At 46.9% G+C, this 19949-nt stretch carries 17 protein-coding genes; 15 read left to right on the top strand and 2 right to left on the bottom strand.

Translation table 11 applies throughout. From position 1 onward, the window contains the following. The first annotated feature begins 6 nt into the window (after positions 1-6). Entirely contained in the window at positions 7-528 is a 522-nt protein-coding gene (locus C825_RS22220) for a hypothetical protein (RefSeq protein ID WP_010800219.1), read from the top strand. A gap of 162 nt (positions 529-690) precedes the next feature. On the opposite strand, the gene C825_RS22215 is transcribed toward C825_RS22220, so the two are convergent. After that, positions 691-1524: an OmpA family protein gene (locus C825_RS22215; protein ID WP_007659432.1), complete on the bottom strand. Its 834-nt coding sequence runs from the start codon at positions 1522-1524 to the stop codon at positions 691-693. A 95-nt stretch (positions 1525-1619) separates the two neighbouring features. On the opposite strand from C825_RS22215, the gene nrfH reads away from it, so the two are divergent. The 7 genes from nrfH to C825_RS22180 all read left to right on the top strand — a co-directional run bounded on the left by nrfH (position 1620) and on the right by C825_RS22180 (position 9289). Next, a complete protein-coding gene (gene nrfH / locus C825_RS22210; protein ID WP_010800218.1) occupies positions 1620-2207 on the top strand; it encodes a cytochrome c nitrite reductase small subunit in 588 nt (195 codons plus the stop codon). 25 nt (positions 2208-2232) lie between these two features. Next, a complete protein-coding gene (nrfA, locus tag C825_RS22205) occupies positions 2233-3717 on the top strand; it encodes an ammonia-forming cytochrome c nitrite reductase (protein WP_010800217.1) in 1485 nt (494 codons plus the stop codon). A gap of 2 nt (positions 3718-3719) precedes the next feature. Further along, the gene (locus C825_RS22200; RefSeq protein ID WP_010800216.1) at positions 3720-4991 is read left to right on the top strand and encodes a cytochrome c biogenesis ResB family protein; all 1272 of its coding nucleotides are present in this window, start codon (positions 3720-3722) and stop codon (positions 4989-4991) included. A gap of 3 nt (positions 4992-4994) precedes the next feature. After that, entirely contained in the window at positions 4995-5789 is a 795-nt protein-coding gene (gene ccsA, locus C825_RS22195) for a cytochrome c biogenesis protein CcsA (RefSeq protein ID WP_010800215.1), read from the top strand. A gap of 37 nt (positions 5790-5826) precedes the next feature. Continuing rightward, positions 5827-7137 (top strand): alginate export family protein, encoded by a 1311-nt coding sequence (locus C825_RS22190; RefSeq protein WP_010800214.1) that lies wholly within the window; start codon positions 5827-5829, stop codon positions 7135-7137. Positions 7138-7201: 64 nt separating this feature from the next. Continuing rightward, positions 7202-7867 carry a Crp/Fnr family transcriptional regulator gene (locus tag C825_RS22185; RefSeq protein WP_010800213.1) on the top strand — a complete coding sequence of 222 codons (666 nt, stop codon included), beginning with the start codon at positions 7202-7204 and terminating at the stop codon, positions 7865-7867. A gap of 81 nt (positions 7868-7948) precedes the next feature. Next, a complete protein-coding gene (locus C825_RS22180) occupies positions 7949-9289 on the top strand; it encodes a sigma-54-dependent transcriptional regulator (RefSeq protein ID WP_010800212.1) in 1341 nt (446 codons plus the stop codon). 47 nt (positions 9290-9336) lie between these two features. On the opposite strand, the gene C825_RS22175 is transcribed toward C825_RS22180, so the two are convergent. After that, positions 9337-10005, bottom strand: a complete 669-nt coding sequence (locus C825_RS22175) for a chloramphenicol acetyltransferase (protein ID WP_010800211.1) — start codon at positions 10003-10005, stop codon at positions 9337-9339. 858 nt (positions 10006-10863) lie between these two features. Here C825_RS22175 and C825_RS22170 point away from each other — a divergent pair. From C825_RS22170 to C825_RS22145, 7 genes are all read left to right on the top strand, one after another. Then, positions 10864-11658, top strand: a complete 795-nt coding sequence (locus C825_RS22170) for a DUF6261 family protein (RefSeq protein WP_010800210.1) — start codon at positions 10864-10866, stop codon at positions 11656-11658. A gap of 296 nt (positions 11659-11954) precedes the next feature. Further along, the gene (locus C825_RS22165; protein WP_010800209.1) at positions 11955-13724 is read left to right on the top strand and encodes a sensor histidine kinase; all 1770 of its coding nucleotides are present in this window, start codon (positions 11955-11957) and stop codon (positions 13722-13724) included. Between the two features lie 462 nt (positions 13725-14186). Then, the gene (locus tag C825_RS27785) at positions 14187-14267 is read left to right on the top strand and encodes a potassium-transporting ATPase subunit F (protein WP_081615916.1); all 81 of its coding nucleotides are present in this window, start codon (positions 14187-14189) and stop codon (positions 14265-14267) included. Between the two features lie 21 nt (positions 14268-14288). Beyond that, positions 14289-15998, top strand: a complete 1710-nt coding sequence (kdpA, locus tag C825_RS22160; protein ID WP_010800208.1) for a potassium-transporting ATPase subunit KdpA — start codon at positions 14289-14291, stop codon at positions 15996-15998. A 347-nt stretch (positions 15999-16345) separates the two neighbouring features. Next, positions 16346-18388, top strand: a complete 2043-nt coding sequence (gene kdpB / locus C825_RS22155; RefSeq protein ID WP_010800207.1) for a potassium-transporting ATPase subunit KdpB — start codon at positions 16346-16348, stop codon at positions 18386-18388. Positions 18389-18418: 30 nt separating this feature from the next. Further along, entirely contained in the window at positions 18419-19000 is a 582-nt protein-coding gene (locus tag C825_RS22150) for a K(+)-transporting ATPase subunit C (protein ID WP_010800206.1), read from the top strand. 170 nt (positions 19001-19170) lie between these two features. Beyond that, positions 19171-19944, top strand: a complete 774-nt coding sequence (locus C825_RS22145; protein WP_044215265.1) for a TorF family putative porin — start codon at positions 19171-19173, stop codon at positions 19942-19944. Positions 19945-19949 lie beyond the last annotated feature (5 nt).

Here is a 19949-nt window from a genome sequence, read left to right as displayed (position 1 = left end):
GGAATTATGAAGAATCTGTCATTTATTTATAGTCTGTTAGTTGTCTTTGCTTTACTCTCTTGTTCAAAGACAAAGTTCCAGTATGATAAAAAAATCTATTTATCGGAACCGGAGATAACCTGGTTTACATTTGATGATTATGACAGTGTGGCTGTCAAAGGATTTACGCGTTGTGAAGCTCTTGACGTGTGCAAAGGTGCACTTCCAAGAAATGTAGCAAAGGAATCAGGGTTTGATAAATCTTATTTGTATTATATATATGAAGCATCGGTAGAAGTGAAGGATAACGAAGAAAGTTTGGCTTCTTTCAGGGAATATACGAATTTGGGATATTCGACCAGAGAATTTGAAAACAAAGGGATTGGTCAAGTAAGCGTATTGAAAGAAAATGGAGATAAATACCTAAAAACATCTACCTGTCTCATCCATATTTTTCAGGAAGTAGGGGGAGAGAAACAAGATATCTGGTACCCATGTTCTCCCTTTGATTTGGAGTGGAGCTTTTTTTCGATTAAAAATCCACTATAGGTCAATAGAATAACAGGACTGTTGCAAAAGTCCGTTTTGTCATGGCGGACTTGATCCGCCAACTTATACTAAATGGTGCATATCAACGTAGTATACGATCCCGGGTTAAGCCCGGGATGACAGACAGGATAGCGACTTTTGACACATTCCCGCTATTATAGGTTATTGTAACATCTGATATAATTTATCCAGCTTCGGTGCCATAATAATCTCTGTCCGGCGGTTCTTGCTGCGGCCTTCAGCCGATTCGTTGTCTGCTACCGGCATATATTCTCCACGTCCGGAAGGCTGTATCTGTAACGGATTCACGCCGTAATCTTTTGTCAGGATGCGGACAACCGAAGTTGCACGGATTACACTCAGATCCCAGTTGTCTTTGAACTGTGCCGTGTTAATCGGTTTGCTGTCGGTATGGCCTTCGATATATACATCTATATCCGACTGCTTGTTGAGGACTTCCGCCAGTTTAGCCAATGCCTCTTTTCCACGTTTATCCACCCGGGCGCTTCCTGATTCGAACAATAACTTATCCGACATGGCGACATATACTTTGCCGTCTTTCTCCGTAACAGTCAGTTCCTCGCTGCTGAAACCTAATAAGGCATCCTTTACGCTGCTTAGCAGCTTTTGAACTTTTTCGTTCTGGGCATTAATCATGTCCTGCAATTCGTTAATTGTCCGTTCCCGCTCGTTCAATTCTTCCATCTTCTGGCTGAGGAGGGAGTTTAACTTTTCCTGTTGTGTCATGTTCGAATTCAGCATCGTCTGATAGTTGCGGATGTTGCTGCCCATCTTTGCCGTGTCTCGCTGGAGGGCGGCGAGGCGCTCGTTCAGTTTGTCACCGGCATCTTTGCAATCGACCAGTTGTTCTTGTAAAGCATTGCCGCGGCCGATGGCTTCGAGCCGCCCATTTTCGGCTTCCAGGTATTTTTTCTTCGTTACACACGAGGTGCAGATCAGCAGTGCGGAGACTGCCATGAATAAAACTTTTCTCATTTGTTGGATAATTTTCGCGCAATGTAATATTTATTACACTTTACCTGTACTCGATTTAAGATATTTGTCAAGAATTAAACTTTAATTAAGGCTGTATGAAGATAAAAGAGATAATAAACGCGATTCTTCCTTCCAGACGATGGAAATTATTTGCCATTGTCGCGAGCGGAGCGATTTGTGGTTTAGGCTTTTATACATTTTATGTATCGAGGGCCTGGAGTTACTTGTCTGATGAGCCGTCGACCTGTGTGAACTGTCATATCATGGGGCCTTATTATGCTACTTGGAGTCACAGTTCGCATAGCCGGAACGCTACTTGTAACGATTGCCATGTGCCGCACGAAAACGCCGCAAAGAAATGGTTTTTCAAAGGAATGGACGGTATGCGACATGCCGCTGTCTTTATGATGCGTGGCGAACCGCAGGTAATACAGGCTATCGACGAAAGCGCTGAAGTAATCATGAACAACTGTGTCCGTTGCCACACGCAACTGAATACCGAATTTGTAAACACCGGACGTATCGACCACAATATGGCGATGGCGGGTGAAGGAAAAGCCTGTTGGGACTGTCACCGCGATGTTCCGCACGGAGGTTCCAACAGCCTCTCGTCCACTCCTTCGGCCATTGTGCCTTATCCGAAAACCAATACGCCGCAATGGCTGAAAGATATGCTTAAATAAAACGAATAAATAAAAATCAACGAATATGGAAAAGAAACTTAAATCATGGCAAGGCTGGTTGTTGTTCGGCGGGACAATGGCCGTTGTTTTCGTATTGGGCGTACTCGCTGCCTCGATCAATGAACGGAGGGCCGAGATTGCCAGTGTGATGAATAACAAGAAAGTCGAGATTACCGGCATTGAGTCGGTAAACGAAAAGTTTGCCCCGAACTATCCGCGGGAATATGAAACCTGGACGCAGACGATGGATACCAGTTTTCAAAGCAAGTATAACGGAAACCAGATGGTCGATGTGCTGGCAGCCCGTCCCGAAATGGTTATTCTTTGGGCCGGATATGCTTTTTCTAAAGATTATTCAACTCCACGCGGTCATATGCATGCGATTGACGATATGCGTCATACCCTGCGTGTCGGCGCTCCGATGACGCCCGATGAAGGTCCGCAGCCGGCAACTTGCTGGACTTGTAAGAGTCCGGACGTTCCCCGTATGATGCAGGCGATAGGAGTAGATAATTTCTATAAGAGCAAATGGGCGGCAATGGGAACGGAGATTGTGAATCCTATCGGTTGTGCCGATTGCCATGAACCGGAGAATATGAATCTGCATATCAGTCGTCCGGCCTTGATTGAAGCATTCCAGCGCCAGGGACGCGACATCACCAAGGCGACCCAGCAGGAAATGCGTTCACTGGTTTGTGCGCAGTGCCATGTGGAATATTATTTCAAGGGTGACGGCAAGTATCTGACTTTCCCCTGGGATAAAGGCTTTACTGTTGAAGACATGGAGGCTTATTATGACGAAGAAGGTTTCGCAGACTATACCCATAAACTGAGCCGTACACCGATTCTGAAAGCGCAGCATCCGGATTATGAATTGTCGATGATGGGTATCCATGCACAGCGTGGCGTATCCTGTGCCGACTGCCATATGCCTTATAAAAGCGAAGGCGGCGTGAAATACAGTGACCACCATATCATGAGCCCGCTGGCTATGATTGACCGTACCTGCCAGGTTTGCCACCGTGAAAGCGAAGAAACTTTGCGTAATAATGTTTACGAACGTCAGAACAAGGCAAACGAAATGCGTAACCGCCTGGAAGCCGAACTGGCAAAAGCACATATCGAAGCAAAGTTTGCCTGGGATAAAGGCGCAACGGAAGACCAGATGGCTCCGGTATTGAAACTGCTCCGTCAGGCACAATGGCGTTGGGATTTCGGTGTTGCTTCCCACGGTGGAGCATTCCATGCACCGCAGGAGATACAACGTATCCTGGGTAACGGCCTCGACAGGACCATGCAGGCACGTCTGGCTGTATCCAAAGTATTAGCTAAATTGGGTTATACAGATGATGTTCCGATGCCGGATATCTCGACAAAAGAAAAAGCACAGCAATATATCGGTCTGGATATGGCTGTCGAACGTCAGGCAAAAGAGAAATTCCTGAACACTGTCGTTCCGGAATGGATTAAGGAAGCGAAAGCAAACAAACGTTTGGCTGAAAAGATTTGATTATGTGGAAGCAACCCTGGGGATATGCAGAAGGATGGGCGATAAGTATCGGCCTGTTCATTACCGGAGTCATTCTGCAAATGACAACCGGGAAGGTGGACGCGACTCTTTTCCGGTATCCCCTGAACGCTATAGCAGGAGGAGTGTTCCTGTTTTTCTTGATAATGGTATATGCCGCGAGCCGTAAAGCTGCTGTTTTGCAGTGGTTTTACAGCCTGACGGCGAGTATTACGTCTTTGACGGCCTGGATGGTTTTGGTTATCATCATGGGACTGACCCGACAAGTGGCTCCCTCTGCAACGGTTACTCACGGAGGACTACTGTCCGGGTTAGGTTTCATGCAAATGACGGTCTCGTGGCCTTTTATGCTGCTGTTCCTTTATTTTCTCTCCGTATTGGGGTTGGTGACGATTCGGAAGATAAGCTGTTTTAAATGGAAAGATGTTCCTTTTATCCTGAATCATGCCGGATTATTCATTACGTTGCTGGCAGCCATTTTAGGAAATGGTGACTTGCAACGTCTGCGGATGACGGTTTCGCAAGGTGAACCGGAATGGCGGGCAACCGACGAAGCCGGAGAAATGCAGGAACTGCCTTTAGCCATCGAACTGAAATCATTTACAATCGACGAATATCCTCCGAAGTTGTTGATTATCGACAATGCGGACGGTAAAGCGTTGCCCGAAAAGAATCCTGAAAACATCTTGGTCGAATCCACTCCTTTGTCCGGCAACCTGTTGGATTGGGAGATAGAAGTAACCGACCTGTTGCCGATGGCCGCCTGCGTCCCCGGAAAGGACACGGTCAACTTTGTCGCCTTTCATTCCGAAGGGGCGACAACCGCCTTATACGTAACTGCCCGCAATAAGGCAAGCGGTGTCGAAAAAAGCGGTTGGGTGAGTTGCGGCAGTTTCATGTTCCCGTACGTATCACTGCAACTGAATGAGGAGGTGAGCCTGGTCATGCCGGAACGCGAACCGAAACGCTTCGCCTCCGAGGTCTTGGTGTATACGAAGGAAAAGGAGCAGGCCGAAGCATTGATTGAAGTGAATAAGCCTTTCAGTATGTCCGGCTGGAAGATTTACCAGCTAAGTTATGACGAAACAAAAGGGAAATGGAGCCGCCTGAGCATCTTCGAGTTGGTGAAAGACCCGTGGCTTCCGTTGGTATATACCGGCATTCTGATGATGTTGCTCGGCTCCGTCTGCCTTTTCATTCTGGCACCCGGGAATAAGCCGGAACAGACGGTGGTTAATGACATAAAAACTGTATAACGTATGGAATGGAATCATTTGATATATTTTGCTTTGCCGGCCGTATTCTGCTGGGGCATGGGAGCAATGGCGGCTTACCGGCCCGGCAAGTCGTTGCAGGTGGTTTTGTGGACGGTTGCCGGCCTGGCTATCTTTATGGCTTTCATTGTCGGGATGTGGGTGTCGCTGGAACGACCGCCGTTGCGGACGATGGGGGAGACGCGCCTGTGGTACTCCTTCTTCCTGCCGGTTGCCGGAATCATTACTTATATCCGCTGGCGCTATAAATGGATCTTGTCTTTCAGTACGGTCATGTCGCTGGTGTTTATTTGTATCAACCTGTTTAAGCCGGAGATACATAATAAGACACTGATGCCCGCCTTGCAAAGTCCCTGGTTTGCACCGCATGTGATTGTTTATATGTTTGCCTATGCGATGCTGGGAGCGGGGGCCGTGGTGGCCGTCTATCTGCTGGTCCGGTCGCGAAAGAGGGCGATTGAGCCGGGTGTAATGGATCTCTGCGATAACCTGGTCTATGTGGGAACTGCTTTCCTGACTATCGGGATGCTTTTCGGGGCGCTCTGGGCGAAAGAAGCCTGGGGGCATTACTGGAGCTGGGACCCGAAAGAGACCTGGGCAGCAGCGACCTGGCTGGGCAATCTGCTGTATATACACTTCCGATTTCAGAAGAATAAACAGTACAGGTCAGCCCTTGGAATACTGGTGTTCGCTTTTATCTTGCTGCAAGTTTGCTGGTTCGGCGTGAATTATCTGCCTTCGGCACAAGGCAACAGCGTACACGTTTACAATATGGAATAACAAATAAAAAGAAATATCAACTTAAAACATAAACGATATGAAGAAACGGGTGATTGTTTTTTCCGGGCTTCTGTTGGTAAGCTCGATGTGGATGAAAGCAGACGAAAATGAAACATCCAAGGATAAAGAGAATACATTCTCGATGAGTGCGCAGATACGTCCGCGTGCAGAGTACAGGAACGGAGTTTTAAATCCCCGTAGCGAAGGGCAGGAGCCGGCCGGCTTCATCAATAACCGTGCCCGCCTCTCCATGAATTACGAGCGGCAGAACCTCTCGATCGGCCTTTCCGCACAGCACGTAGGCGTCTGGGGACAGGACCCGCAGATCGACAAGAACGGCCGTTTCATCCTGAACGAGGCCTGGGCACAACTCGACTTCGGATACGGCCTCTTTGCTAAGCTCGGACGCCAGTCGCTCATCTACGATGACGAACGTATCCTCGGCGGACTGGACTGGAACATCGCCGGCCGTTATCACGACGCCCTGAAACTGGGGTATGAGAACAAACAGAACAAACTTCATCTCATCCTCGCCTTTAACCAGAACGACGAAACTAAAATAGGCGGCACCTTCTATGCCGAGGGCGCGCAACCTTACAAGAACATGCAAACCCTTTGGTACCAGCATATCGGCAGCAAAGAATTTAAAGCCTCTTTCCTTTTCATGAACCTCGGACTGGAAGGCGGCGACCCGAAAGAAAAGGTTTCCGACACCCAGTTCATGCAAACGATGGGAGCGAACCTCTATTACCAGCCGGGCGACTGGACCTTTGGCGGTACCTTCTATTACCAGTCCGGCAAGAATGCGAAGAAACGTGAAGTCTCCGCTTTCCTCTGGGCTTTGAATGCCGCTTATAAAATCAATTCGCAATGGAGTGTTGCCCTCGGCAGCGATTACCTGAGCGGTACAGACAACACGGACGGTCCGGATGCCAAATACACGGCCTTCGACCCATTATACGGAACCCATCACAAATTCTACGGCGCGATGGATTATTATTATGCCACCCCATTCCAGGACGGTTTCAATCCGGGACTTTGGGACAATCAGGTGAAGCTCGCCTTCAAACCGTCGAAAAAAGTCGACCTGTCGCTCGCCTACCATTATTTCTCCACCACAAGCGACGTGACGGTTAAAGGCAAAGACCTCGACCGCGGACTGGGTTCCGAACTCGACCTCCAGGTGGACTGGCAGATTATGAAAGACGTGAAACTCTCCGCCGGCTACTCCACGATGCTCGGAACATCTACGATGGAAGCCGTCAAGGGAGGCAGTAAAGATAGTTGGCAAGACTGGGGATGGTTGTCGATCAACATCAACCCAAGAATATTTATTGCCAAGTGGTAACTTGCAGGTGTCGGAAATGTTCTTATCTTTGTAAGAAACATTTCCGACACTAAATCGATGCTGAATGAATATAACTGATATCTTTCAAATACCGTTGTTCCGGAATTTCACGCAGAAGATGCAGGAAGACTTCCTGGAAAATCTGGAATACACACTAGAGAACCATCCGAAAGGAAAAACGATTATCCACCAGGGTTCGCCGTGCCAGGCCATACACGTTCTGCTCGAAGGTAAACTGAACGTAGACGTAGTCGATGTCTCGGGAGGCGAAGTCAGGGTAGAGGTCATCAAAGCCCCGCGCACCTTTGCTACTCCGCATGTTTTTGCCGAAAAGAACCAGTTCCCCGCCACCTTCTCGGTCGAGGAAGATGTCGTCCTGATGAAGATTTCCAAAGATTCATTCTTTAAGATGATGCATTCGATGCCCGTGCTCCTTCATAACTTCCTTTGCGTCAGCACCAGTTGCAACAAATGCACCATGACCCGCCTGCGTGTCCTCTCTTTCCGCGGCATCCGCAGCCGTTACATCTATTATCTGATAGACCATCTGAAAGAGGGCGAAGACACGGTCGATATGGAGCACAACCAGGTGCAGCTTGCCGAGTATTTCGGCGTCACGCGGCCCGCCCTTTCCAAAGAAATCAATAAGCTCGTAGACAGCGGTTTCATCCGTATCTCGCGTAACAAGGTGAAGATACTGAACAAGCAGGCCCTTATCAGCATGCTATAAAATTCAGCATATTGCCCCGCATCCCCTTGCCGGAAAAAATAATCATCGTACATTTGCCTGCGTTACAGAATTGTTGAAAGTATGGGAAAAGTACTGATTATTGACGACGAAAAGCAGATTTTAGGTTTACTCTCACGTATCATCGGACTTGAAGGTTACGATGTATTCCAGGCGTCCACCTGCCGGGCAGGTCTTAAACAACTGGAACAACACACCCCCGAAGTCATCCTGTGCGACGTCTGCCTGCCCGACGGCAGCGGCGTTGAACTTGTACGCGAACTAAAGAAGCTGCGTCCCCATTCCGAAATCATCCTGCTGACCGCCCACGGTAACATCCCCGACGGCGTGCAAGCCATCAAGAACGGTGCTTTCGATTATATCACCAAAGGCGACGACAACAATAAAATCCTCCCCCTGATCGCCAAAGCTATGGAGAAAGCCACCGCCGCCTACCGTCAGGAGAAAGCTGCCGTTTCGCCGGTCGGCCGGCAATATTCGTTCGACACCATCGTCGGCAAATCGCCTGCCATACAGGAGGCGATCGCCCTGGCCCGCAAGGTGGCGCAAACCGATGTACCCGTGCTGCTGACAGGCGAGACAGGCACCGGAAAGGAAGTCTTCGCCCAGTCCATCCATCAACACAGTTCGCGCAGCGGAAAAGCCTTTGTGGCTATCAACTGCTCTTCTTTCAGCCGCGACCTGCTGGAGAGCGAGATGTTCGGTCATAAAGCAGGCGCTTTCACGGGTGCTTTGAAGGAGACGAAAGGACTTTTCGAGGAGGCCGACAACGGCACTATCTTCCTTGACGAAATCGGTGAAATGGCTTTCGACCTGCAAGCCAAGCTGCTGCGTATCCTGGAAACCGGCGAGTTCATCAAGATTGGCGATACACGTCCGGTAAAGGTCAACGTCCGTGTCATTGCCGCCACCAACCGCGATCTTTCCAAAGAGATTGCCGAGGGACATTTCCGCGAAGATTTGTTTTACCGCCTTTCCGTTTTCCAGATACATCTGCCGCCGTTACGGGAACGGTCGGAGGATATTCCGTTGCATGTGAAGGCGTTCGTTGCGGCTTTGTCGGCAAAGATGGGCAAGGAAATCCAGACGATTTCGCCCGATTATATCAACCTGCTGAAAAAATACACCTGGAAAGGAAATGTCCGCGAACTCCGGAATGTGGTGGAACGCAGCCTGATTATTGCGGATGGTGATGTGCTGACACCGGATTCGTTGCCCCTGAACATTCAGCAACCCAATGCCTCGGCAAACGAAGCCTATGCCGGGTTCGACCTGAGCGGCGTTGAAAAAATGCATATACAGAAAGTCCTGAAATATACGAACGGGAATAAAACCGAAACTTCCCGTCTGCTGGGGATTGGGCTGACTACGCTGTATAGGAAGATTGAGGAATACGGGTTGTAGTTAACTATAACACACCCCCTGCCCCCTTCTCGAGAGGGGAGGGGATACTATCCCAAATATTTTTCCACCTTCTGATAGAACGTCGCCAGATGCGCCCCATCCACAAACCCGTGATGCACGTTGATCGCGACGGGGATAACCAGTTTTCCTTCCCTCGTCACCGCCTTCCCCACGTTCAGTAACGGGTAGCTGCTACCGCTTTCGCGCTCCTGCGTATGAGTCATCGATGTAAAATAAAGGTCGGGCGTCGCGCTCACCAGAATAACACTGTACCGGTTTTCTTCGGACGACAGGTTTTCGGCATTATACGGGTCTCCGTCCTCCGGGATAGAGGCGATGATACGTCGCGCCTCCCGATGGAAGTCCTCAAATCCGGCTATCCATGGAATCCTGACCGTAAAGAATTTCCCGTTCTCCTTCATCCGGATGGGGCATAAGACATCGACAGTCTCGAAATATATTATCTGCCCTTCGTCATCTACTCTGAAGCGCAACTCCTTAATCTCGTTTGCCGCCCGTAAGATGGCGTATAAATAATGTATGAAGAAGGACTGCCCGTTCTTTTTCGCTTTCTCTTTTGCCGCCGTGCATTCCACTTCGGAGGTAATAGTGATACACGGATTCAGGAAATTCCGGAAGAAATTAAAGTTATCTTTCCGTTCCCACGTTTCAATATCGACGATTTGTCTTTTCGGAAAGGCCGTTTGCTTATCCATTCTCTACTAAGTTTTATTGATTAGATGCAAAGATAGCTATTTCGTTTTGAAGGAATCTATTTTTTGAAAAGGAAGACTGAAAACTTATTGTAAAATCAATCAATACCGAAATCCTCATAAGATTGATTTTTTATTAATAAAAAAATATATATACTAATAGGGGATTTTTACAATTGAAACATGTTAAATCCTAAATGAATAACCTGCTTGTATCCATTGAAAAACAATCGTGAAAAGTGTTAAGCACGAATGACTAAATTAATCGTTCCTTTTTTCCTGTCATTGCAAAGGAAGGAAAAATAATTAAATAAACAAATATTATTTCAAAAAAAATCAAAGAGAATGATTGATTTTCTTATCATAATGAGCGTTATTTAATCGGATATGATTATTTCTAAAGAAAAACTTAAACGTGACTAGAAAAAAGGAACGTTTTTTCTAGTCATTTTGCTGTTAATAAATATAAACGTAAATATAATTTGACCCCTTGACGGGCCATAACTTAAATCTAATAAAAATGAAACAAAGACAATCTGAACATCCTCCGGATGTTGATAAACAAAAGGAGGAAGCGAGAATAAAAATTAGAGATAACGATAAAATTGTTTTCAAGCAAATCATTTAATACTAGATATGCCGATTTTTTGTCGTGAGACACATACGGCAGCCAAAGCTTTCGATACTCGTATCGGAAGCTTTCTACACAACGAAGGCGCCCCCGATATAAGTATCGAACCAGTTTAAAGGGTTTTTTGTTTCATCGATATAAGTATCGGGGGATTGTGTCTAGAGCGTAATGTTATTGTAAAATATTGAAAATATTTTTACCAGGTACTAAAAGAATAGAAACACATACTTATGACTAAAATACAAACATTTGGAACAAAAACACGGTTGAAGAACAACGAAAGTCTGACGTTCGGTCGTGAAATAGAAACAGCTATCGAAGCCAAAGGCGACGATACACTGGAGATAACCGATATATTTCCCGATTATAAGGCAAAATTGCAGGCGTTTGATGATAGCATTGTCAACGTAGCCAAAAGTTCTATTACCGAACAGATGGCTACGGGTAACAAACAGCGTGGTAACCTGCATGTTGCCATACTTATAGAAATAAGAAACGGATTGAGACACTTCGATCAGGATAAGCGAGACGGTGCTTTGCGTCTGAGCGTATTGGCTGATACTTTTACCGGTGCCCAACGGCGCTCGTTCGACGACCAGACAAGTTTCATCAATAACTTTTTGCAGGAACTGGCGTCCGATAAATACAAGGCGGACGCTACTCTCTTAGGTTTGGACGGCTGGATAGCCGAACTTAAAAAAGCGAACGACCTTTGTGCCGAACTGACATCGAAGCGCTCGAAAGAACACTCCGAAAAGAGCGGAAAAGGAAGTACCGAAATGACACGTCCCATTTACGAGAAGGCTTATAACGCATTGGTGGAAAAACTAAATGCCCTGGCACTCGTCAAAGGAGATGATAAATACGCCGAACTGTTCGCATGGTGGAACGCGCGTATCGATCATTACCGTGTCGTCATCTCCGACAGCCTCGGAGCAGGCAAGGGAGGAAAGACAAGCACCGGAACTACCCGCCCGCCATCATCGGGAGGAAGTAGCGGTGGCGACCGTCCTGAAATTGAATAGGAGGTTAGGATTGATAAGGGGGGTAGGCGGAGGCCGCGAGGTTTCCGCCTGCATTTTTGATACGAATTTGATATTCCATATTATGTTTTTTATGTGCTATTTTTGTGATAGTTAATAAAAATCAATGGTTTTCATGGATTTAATTACAAATTATCTTTGAAGAATAGATTTATTACAATAACTTTGCAGATAATATAAAAGCAATGTTTTTCAACTATTCTTCATATGTGGATAAGATGAAACAGAAAATACAATGAATTTATTAAAAGGGTATAACCTGGGTCTAAAATAAAATTATGAAGCGCAACATCGGTATATTTATTTTACTGGAATATTTTACCGGAAAGATATATGCAGGGTGCATCTCTGCGATAAATATTTCTCCGGCAATAGGAGGGAATGTGTTTCATACTGAAAATTCTTCCATGCTGGAAAAGCCATTGAATTTTATCGAACATTATGACCTGCTGATATTCAGTCTCTATTTCCTTGCTTCCATCATTGTTGCACTACTTACAATCATCTATATCAGGCATATAAAATCGAAGATGCGGACCCGCGAATATAAATTGCTTCTTAAATACCGTGATTTATTCGACAACATGCCTATCCCATATTTGCGGTGTAAAATCCGGAGCGACAGGGAGGCGCCCGACCTTTTGGTGCTCGATGTTAATAAAGCTTTTAATGAAAAGGTACTGCCGAAAATAGATATCCTGCATAAAAATAGAGAACAACTGGAACAGACTTCATTGGGATCAATGGAGCGGTTTCTGGATATTTCTCAAGAAATATTGATTACGAAAGAAACGCATAGGGGTGAATATTTGATAAACGGATCTTATTATACAGTTATAATCCGTCTATCGGAAGAAGAAGATGTAGTGGATGTGTTCTTTGTCGATGTGACGAAGCTGAAAAATTACCGCGAAAATCTCGAACTGGTGAATTATAAACTGTCGATAGCGATAGAGGCTGCCAATATGGTCTGCTGGTATTATGATATAAAGAATGATATATTCTCCGTAAAAAAGATGGTGGCCGAATATGATTCGTTGACCGGAAAGACACACCGGAGGCTGGTTGAAGATAAAAAAGTCCCGCTGGAAACGGCTTTGATGCTGGTGCATACCGATTTCCGTGAGCAGGCGAGGGAGTTGTTCAGGCAATTAATCAGCGGAGAGATATGCAGGGGACATCTCGAATACCAGTTGAGCGATCTGAATATATATAACGACAAGGAAGTCTCATGGGAAGAGATGCTGGTTGAGGTCGAGTACGACAGCAAAGGGAATGTTATTGCTCTCGACGGTATTTTCATGCCTATCACGGAACAAAAACTGCTGGAACAGAGCCTACGTGACGCCCTGAGTGCCGCCGAAGAGGCCAACCGGTTGAAATCCGCCTTCCTGGCGAATATGAGCCATGAGATACGGACGCCGCTGAATGCGATTATCGGTTTTTCCAATTTGTTGATTAACGTTGAGACAGAAGAGGAAAAGCAGGAGTATATCGGGATTATCGAAAGTAACAACGCGCTGTTGCTGAAACTGATTAACGATATTTTCGACCTGGCAATGATTGATGCGGAAACGCTCGACTTTAACGAATCGAGGACTTGTATAAACCATATTATCGACGAGATTGCGACGTCTGCCCGGATGACGAACAGAAATAAGGATGTGCAGATTATCTCCAGCAAAGGTTTGATGGAATGTTATGCTGTCATTGCCAAACACCGTTTGATGCAGGTGCTGACCAATCTGATGAACAACTCCATGAAGTTTACGGAGAAGGGAACTATAACGGTTGGTTATGAATATGACCAAAGGGAGAGCTTGTTGAAGTTTTTTGTCAGGGATACGGGTATCGGCATTCCTAAAAATAAGGTGAAAGAAATATTCCATCGTTTCACAAAGTTGAATACATTTATTCAGGGAAGCGGTTTGGGGTTAAGTATATGTGAAATGATTATCCATAAGCTAGGTGGTAGGATATGGGTGGATTCGGAAATAGACAGAGGTACCTGTTTCTGGTTCACCGTACCTTATCAATTTACCGAATAATATTTTTTTTTGATTTTAAGTTATTAGGTCGTGAGACCTGCTGTAGCCAGATATGTCGTGAGATATAGGCTACCTTTACTTTTATTAAAGCCCCGGGCCCTATACAAGCCGGGGCTTTATTTTTATTCTCTCACTCTCTTTTTCATCTTTCCGTTTTGATATACTTTACCGTTTTGACAGGCTGACCTTTTCAAAATGGAAGGGTTACCTCTTCCGACGTTATGCTGCGTTTTTCTGATAAGTATTTGTGATACAGGTTTTAACATGTTGTTGTCTCCGCTTTGGCACGGCTTTGGCATATAGAAGGGCAAAATGATTTGTATAAACGATTAAAAGACAAAGCTATGTTAGAGAATGAAATTGTATCATTTATTTTTTTATGTGCGGTAGGTAGCCTTTGCTACTGGTTTTTTTTCAAGTGTGTAGATTGGTTCGAAAAGATTTAAAGGAAGGAGGAGAGATATGTTCGTAGCACTGTTTATACTCTGCCTGGTTATCTTCGGGTATCTGATGTATGTGTTGATTAAGCCCGAAAAGTTTTAAACAAATAATGATGGTAAAAAGATGAATACGGAATTATTAGGTAGCATCGCGCAAATAGTACTCATGGTCGTGCTGGCCTACCCGCTGGGAAAGTACATTGCAAAAGTTTATAAAGGGGAGAAGACCTGCCTGGACTTCATCGCCCCGGTGGAAAGATGGATTTTTAAACTGTGCGGCATCGACCCGAACGTGGAAATGAGTTGGAAGAGCTTCCTCAAAGCATTGCTGACCATTAACCTGTTTTGGTTTTTCTGGGGAATGTTCCTGTTGTATTTCCAGCAATACCTGCCGTTGAACCCCGACGGCAATGCGAGCCAGTCGTCGCACCTGTCGTTTAATACCTGTATCAGTTTCATGGTGAACTGTAACTTGCAGCATTACAGCGGTGAGAGCGGGTTGACTTATTTTACACAGTTGTTTGTCATCATGCTCTTCCAGTTTATTACGGCGGCAACGGGTATGGCGGCCCTGGGAGGAGTATTCAAGGCGATGGCATCGAAATCGACTCATACGATCGGTAACTTCTGGAATCTGCTGATGAAGAGTAGTACACGTATCCTGCTGCCGTTGGCGCTGGTGGTTGGTTTTATCCTGATTATAGAAGGTACGCCGATGGGATTCGACGGCAAGATGAAGCTGACGACGCTGGAAGGACAGGAACAACTTGTTTCGCAAGGTCCGGCTGCCGCAATCATCCCGATCAAACAGTTGGGAACGAATGGCGGTGGTTACTACGGGGTTAACTCTTCGCATCCGTTGGAAAACCCGACTTACCTGACGAATATGGTGGAATGCTGGTCCATCCTTATCCTGCCGATGGCGATGGTGTTTGCATTGGGATTCTATCTGAAACGGAAGAAACTCGCCTATTCGATATTCGGGGTGATGCTGTTTGCCTACCTCGTGAGTGTCGGCATCAATACATACTATGAAACGAAAGGGAACCCGATGATCTCGGCGATGGGAATCGACCAGCAGGCCGGTGCTATGGAAGGAAAGGAAACCCGCCTCGGTCCGGCTGCCACCGCTTTGTGGAGTTGCACGACGACGGTGACTTCCAATGGTTCCGTGAATGGTATGCACGATAGCACGATGCCGCTGTCGGGGATGATGGAGATGTTGAATATGCAGATTAATACCTGGTTCGGTGGTGTAGGCGTGGGATTCATGAACTATTACGCTTTCCTGATTATCGCCGTCTTTATCAGCGGGTTGATGGTCGGGCGCACGCCTGAGTTCCTGGGAAAGAAAGTGGAGGCACGCGAGATGAAGATTGCGACGATTGTGGCGCTGGCTCATCCGTTCGTTATCCTGATCGGCACGGCGGTGGCATGCTATTATTGGGTATATAATCCGGCCTTTGTGGAAGCGGAAGGAGGGTGGCTGAATAATCCGGGCTTCCACGGGTTCAGCGAGATGCTTTACGAATATACGTCGGCTTCGGCAAACAACGGGTCGGGATTTGAAGGACTGGGCGATAATACCTATTTCTGGAACTTCACGACTGGTCTGGCACTGATTATCAGCCGTTATCTCCCTATCGTCGGGCAGGTTGCCATTGCGGGACTGCTGGCACAAAAGAAATATATCCCGGAAAGTGCAGGGACATTGAAGACAGATACGGCCACATTTGCCGTGATGACGTTCAGCGTAATCTTTATCGTTGCCGCCCTGTCTTTCTTCCCTGCGCTGACGCTGGGGCCGATAGCGGAATATTTCTCGATATATTAAGCACGATTGATTGAATTAATACGTATCACAGTTTATTAAATGATGAATGTTTATTAGTAAAAACTGATTGTAACTTTTTCCCCTCTTGAGAGGGGGCAGGGGGTGTGTTATATCTCAGCCTGTAAACCGGCTTTATCATGCTACCCTCAGTATAAATTAAACTATTTCCATGTTAATGCATTTTAAGTCTGCTTTATTGATATGTGTTAACACACTCCCTACCCCCTCTCGAGAGGGGAGAAGTTACTCCCGGCACTATAAGCATCTAGCTGATATTTTCCGGTATATGAAATTAACTCTGTCAATAGATATACAATTTATATCGAAACATAAAAAGAACAAGTAATATGAAAAATAATAAAGCCGCTTCCCTGTTTCCCAGGGAGCTTGTTATAGAAAGTTTGAAGCAATCGTTCGTGAAGCTGAACCCGAAGACGATGTTCAGGAATCCAATCATGTTTATCGTGGAGGTTGTCACGTTCGTAATGCTCTTTGTCACCATCTGGTCCGCTGCGACGGGCGATCACGCGCAGGGGGCGTTCGGATACAATATGTTGGTTTTCATTGTGCTGTTTGTCACCTTGCTCTTTGCCAATTTTGCCGAGGCAATAGCCGAAGCACGTGGCAAAGCGCAGGCAGACAGCTTACGGAAAACCCGTGAGGAGACACCTGCCAAACTAATCGGTGCGAATGGCAGTATCACGACAGTCAGCAGTTCGCAACTGAAGAAAGGCGATATTTTTATCTGCGAGGCAGGCGATACCATCCCTTCCGACGGTGAGATTATCGAAGGACTCGCCTCTATCGACGAAAGTGCCATCACAGGCGAATCGGCGCCGGTCATCCGCGAGGCAGGCGGCGATAAAAGTTCGGTAACGGGCGGTACGAAAGTTTTGTCCGACCAGATACGTGTGAAAGTGACTACGCAGCCGGGCGAAAGTTTCCTTGATAAGATGATCGCCCTGGTTGAGGGCGCTTCCCGCCAGAAAACACCCAATGAGATTGCGTTGACCATCCTGCTGGCAGGTTTTACGTTGGTGTTCGTGGTTGTCTGCGGGACATTGAAGCCGATGGCAGACTATTCGAATACGCAGATTACGATTGCTGCCTTTATCTCTTTGTTCGTCTGCCTGATTCCGACGACGATCGGCGGACTGCTTTCTGCTATCGGCATCGCCGGCATGGACCGTGCCTTGCGTGCAAATGTAATTACCAAATCCGGCAAGGCTGTGGAGACGGCGGGCGATATCGACACGCTGCTACTCGATAAAACAGGAACGATCACGATTGGTAACCGCAAAGCAACCCAGTTCTATCCTGTAAAATGGATTGACGAACAGGCATTTGTTCAGGCTTGCCTGATGGCATCCTTATCCGACGAAACGCCTGAGGGTAAATCTATCGTGGAACTGGGACGGGAAAAGGGTGTCCGCATCCGCGACCTGAGTACGTCAGGTTCCCGCATGATTAAATTTACGGCGGAAACGAAATGTTCCGGCGTCGACCTGAAAGACGGAACGCGTATCCGCAAAGGAGCTTTCGATGCCATCCGCCGGATGAGCGAGGCTGCCGGAAATAAATATCCGGAGGAAGTAGCCGAACTGGTGGAAAAGATTACAAGCAACGGAGGGACGCCGCTGGTCGTTTCGCAGGATGATTTCATCATCGGTGTGATTGAGTTGCAGGATATTATCAAGCCGGGAATACAGGAACGTTTCGAACGCCTCCGCAAGATGGGTGTCAAGACCGTTATGGTGACAGGCGATAACCCGCTGACTGCAAAATATATCGCTGAAAAAGCTGGTGTAGACGATTACATTGCCGAAGCCAAGCCGGAAGATAAAATGAACTATATCAAGAAGGAGCAGGAAGCCGGCAAACTGGTCGCCATGATGGGTGACGGAACGAACGACGCTCCCGCACTGGCCCAGGCAAACGTCGGTGTCGCCATGAACAGCGGTACGCAGGCTGCCAAGGAGGCCGGAAATATGGTAGACCTCGACAACGACCCGACCAAGCTCATCGAAATCGTTGAAATCGGTAAACAATTGCTGATGATGCGCGGAACACTGACTACATTCAGTATCGCGAACGATGTTGCCAAGTATTTTGCCATCGTGCCGGCTTTGTTCATGGTCGCGATTCCGCAGTTGGCAGCATTGAATATCATGCACCTGCATAGTCCGCAAAGCGCAATACTCAGTGCAGTTATTTTCAATGCGCTCATCATCCCGGCTTTGATTCCGTTGGCATTGCGCGGTGTGGCTTACAAGCCGATCGGGGCCTCCGCCCTGCTTCGCCGTAACCTGCTCATCTATGGGGTAGGAGGGATAATCGCTCCGTTCGTCGGTATCAAGCTGATCGATTTGGTGGTAAGCATGTTTATGTAATCATTAATAATAAAATAAAGAAAAACAAGTATGATATCAACTCTTTTCAAATCATTTAAACTGACAATAGCATTCAGTCTGTTGTTTAGTATCTGCTACATCTTCGTCTTATGGATTTTTGCACAGGTAGCAGGCCCGAACAAAGGTAACGCCGAAGTTCTTGAACTCAATGGCAAAGTCGTGGGAGCCGCAAACGTAGGCCAGAATTTCACGGAGGACATCTATTTCTGGGGACGCCCCTCATGTGCAGGCGACGGCTACGACGCTTCTTCTTCCGCCGGAAGCAACAAAGGCCCTTCCAACGAAGAATACCTTTCGGAAGTCAAAGCGCGCATCGACACCTTCCTCGTTCATCATCCTTATCTGACACGTGAGGAAGTGCCCGCCGAAATGGTCACCGCCAGCGCTTCCGGACTCGACCCCGATATCTCCCCGAAAGCCGCCTATGCACAGGTACAACGTGTCGCACAGGCCCGCGGCCTCTCGCCCGAAAGCGTCATGGCCCTGGTGAATGCTAATACCGAAGGACCATTATTAGGTTTGTTCGGCCCGGAGAAGGTCAATGTCCTGAAATTGAATATCGCTTTGGAAAAGGCCGAAAAAAATAAATAACAATCATATCGAAATACCAAACGCAGGGTAAAAATCATCAGATAAACGTATTTATGGGCAAATACCTAGGTAAAAACGCATAAAAACAACTATTTATGAGTTAAATCGGCGGCGTAGCCTCAAAATAAATATATCGAATGATGAATACCCTGGTAAAAATGCATAAAACAATGAATATATCCATAAAACGCATAGTAACGGCGTTTCTGTTACTGTTTTTCACCTCTTTTACATGCGTCATGGCTCAAAAAGACGATAGCGGAGCCACATTTACCGTGCAAGGGGACCTTCTGAGTTCGTATCTTTGGAGAGGGTTCTATCAAACGGGAGCAAGTTTCCAGCCGACCCTCGCTTTTAGCGTCGCCGGCTTCTCCCTGACAGCGTGGGGATCGACCGATTTCGACGGTTATAAATCTTCGGAAGGTGCCGCCAATAAGGAAATAGACCTGACGGCCGCCTATACCTTCGGCAACTCTGGACTTACCCTCTTCATCGCCGACCTGTGGTGGGCCGGACAGGGCGCGAACAAATACTTCAACTTCAAAAGCCATGAAACCGCTCATCATTTCGAGGCCGGACTGGCTTATACGCTTCCCGTGGAGAAATTTCCCCTCTCCGTTGCCTGGTATACCATGTTTGCCGGACAGGATAAGGACGAGGACGGCAATCAGAACTATTCTTCCTACGTCGAACTCAATTATCCGTTCCGCGTGAAAATGGTCGACCTGACCGCTACCTGCGGCTTCCTTCCCTATACCTCTTACGGAGTTTATACGGGGGCGAAGACGAACGACGGATTTGCTGTTACCAACGTTGCGCTGAAAGGAAGTACCGCTATAAAGTTCAGCGATTCATTCTCTTTGCCTATATTTGCGCAGGCTATTTGGAATCCCCGTATGGAAGATGCACATCTGGTCTTTGGCATTTCACTAAGACCGTGGTAATCTGA

It is taken from the genome of Parabacteroides sp. ASF519, assembly GCF_000364265.2.
Taxonomy (GTDB): Bacteria; Bacteroidota; Bacteroidia; order Bacteroidales; family Tannerellaceae; genus Parabacteroides; species Parabacteroides goldsteinii.
This window is presented reverse-complemented; position numbering and strand designations above follow the sequence as displayed.

Bases quoted from the DNA above. Each gene is read 5' to 3' on its own strand.
- kdpA (WP_010800208.1), top strand. From the start codon at position 14,289: ATGAATACGGAATTATTAGGTAGCATCGCGCAAATAGTACTCATGGTC.
- kdpB (WP_010800207.1), top strand. From the start codon at position 16,346: ATGAAAAATAATAAAGCCGCTTCCCTGTTTCCCAGGGAGCTTGTTATA.
- nrfH (WP_010800218.1), top strand. From the start codon at position 1,620: ATGAAGATAAAAGAGATAATAAACGCGATTCTTCCTTCCAGACGATGG.
- C825_RS22190 (WP_010800214.1), top strand. From the start codon at position 5,827: ATGAAGAAACGGGTGATTGTTTTTTCCGGGCTTCTGTTGGTAAGCTCG.
- C825_RS22170 (WP_010800210.1), top strand. From the start codon at position 10,864: ATGACTAAAATACAAACATTTGGAACAAAAACACGGTTGAAGAACAAC.
- C825_RS22165 (WP_010800209.1), top strand. From the start codon at position 11,955: ATGAAGCGCAACATCGGTATATTTATTTTACTGGAATATTTTACCGGA.
- ccsA (WP_010800215.1), top strand. From the start codon at position 4,995: ATGGAATGGAATCATTTGATATATTTTGCTTTGCCGGCCGTATTCTGC.
- C825_RS22180 (WP_010800212.1), top strand. From the start codon at position 7,949: ATGGGAAAAGTACTGATTATTGACGACGAAAAGCAGATTTTAGGTTTA.
- nrfA (WP_010800217.1), top strand. From the start codon at position 2,233: ATGGAAAAGAAACTTAAATCATGGCAAGGCTGGTTGTTGTTCGGCGGG.
- C825_RS22150 (WP_010800206.1), top strand. From the start codon at position 18,419: ATGATATCAACTCTTTTCAAATCATTTAAACTGACAATAGCATTCAGT.
- C825_RS27785 (WP_081615916.1), top strand. From the start codon at position 14,187: ATGTTCGTAGCACTGTTTATACTCTGCCTGGTTATCTTCGGGTATCTG.
- C825_RS22220 (WP_010800219.1), top strand. From the start codon at position 7: ATGAAGAATCTGTCATTTATTTATAGTCTGTTAGTTGTCTTTGCTTTA.
- C825_RS22215 (WP_007659432.1), bottom strand. From the start codon at position 1,524: ATGAGAAAAGTTTTATTCATGGCAGTCTCCGCACTGCTGATCTGCACC.
- C825_RS22175 (WP_010800211.1), bottom strand. From the start codon at position 10,005: ATGGATAAGCAAACGGCCTTTCCGAAAAGACAAATCGTCGATATTGAA.
- C825_RS22145 (WP_044215265.1), top strand. From the start codon at position 19,171: ATGAATATATCCATAAAACGCATAGTAACGGCGTTTCTGTTACTGTTT.
- C825_RS22185 (WP_010800213.1), top strand. From the start codon at position 7,202: ATGAATATAACTGATATCTTTCAAATACCGTTGTTCCGGAATTTCACG.
- C825_RS22200 (WP_010800216.1), top strand. From the start codon at position 3,720: ATGTGGAAGCAACCCTGGGGATATGCAGAAGGATGGGCGATAAGTATC.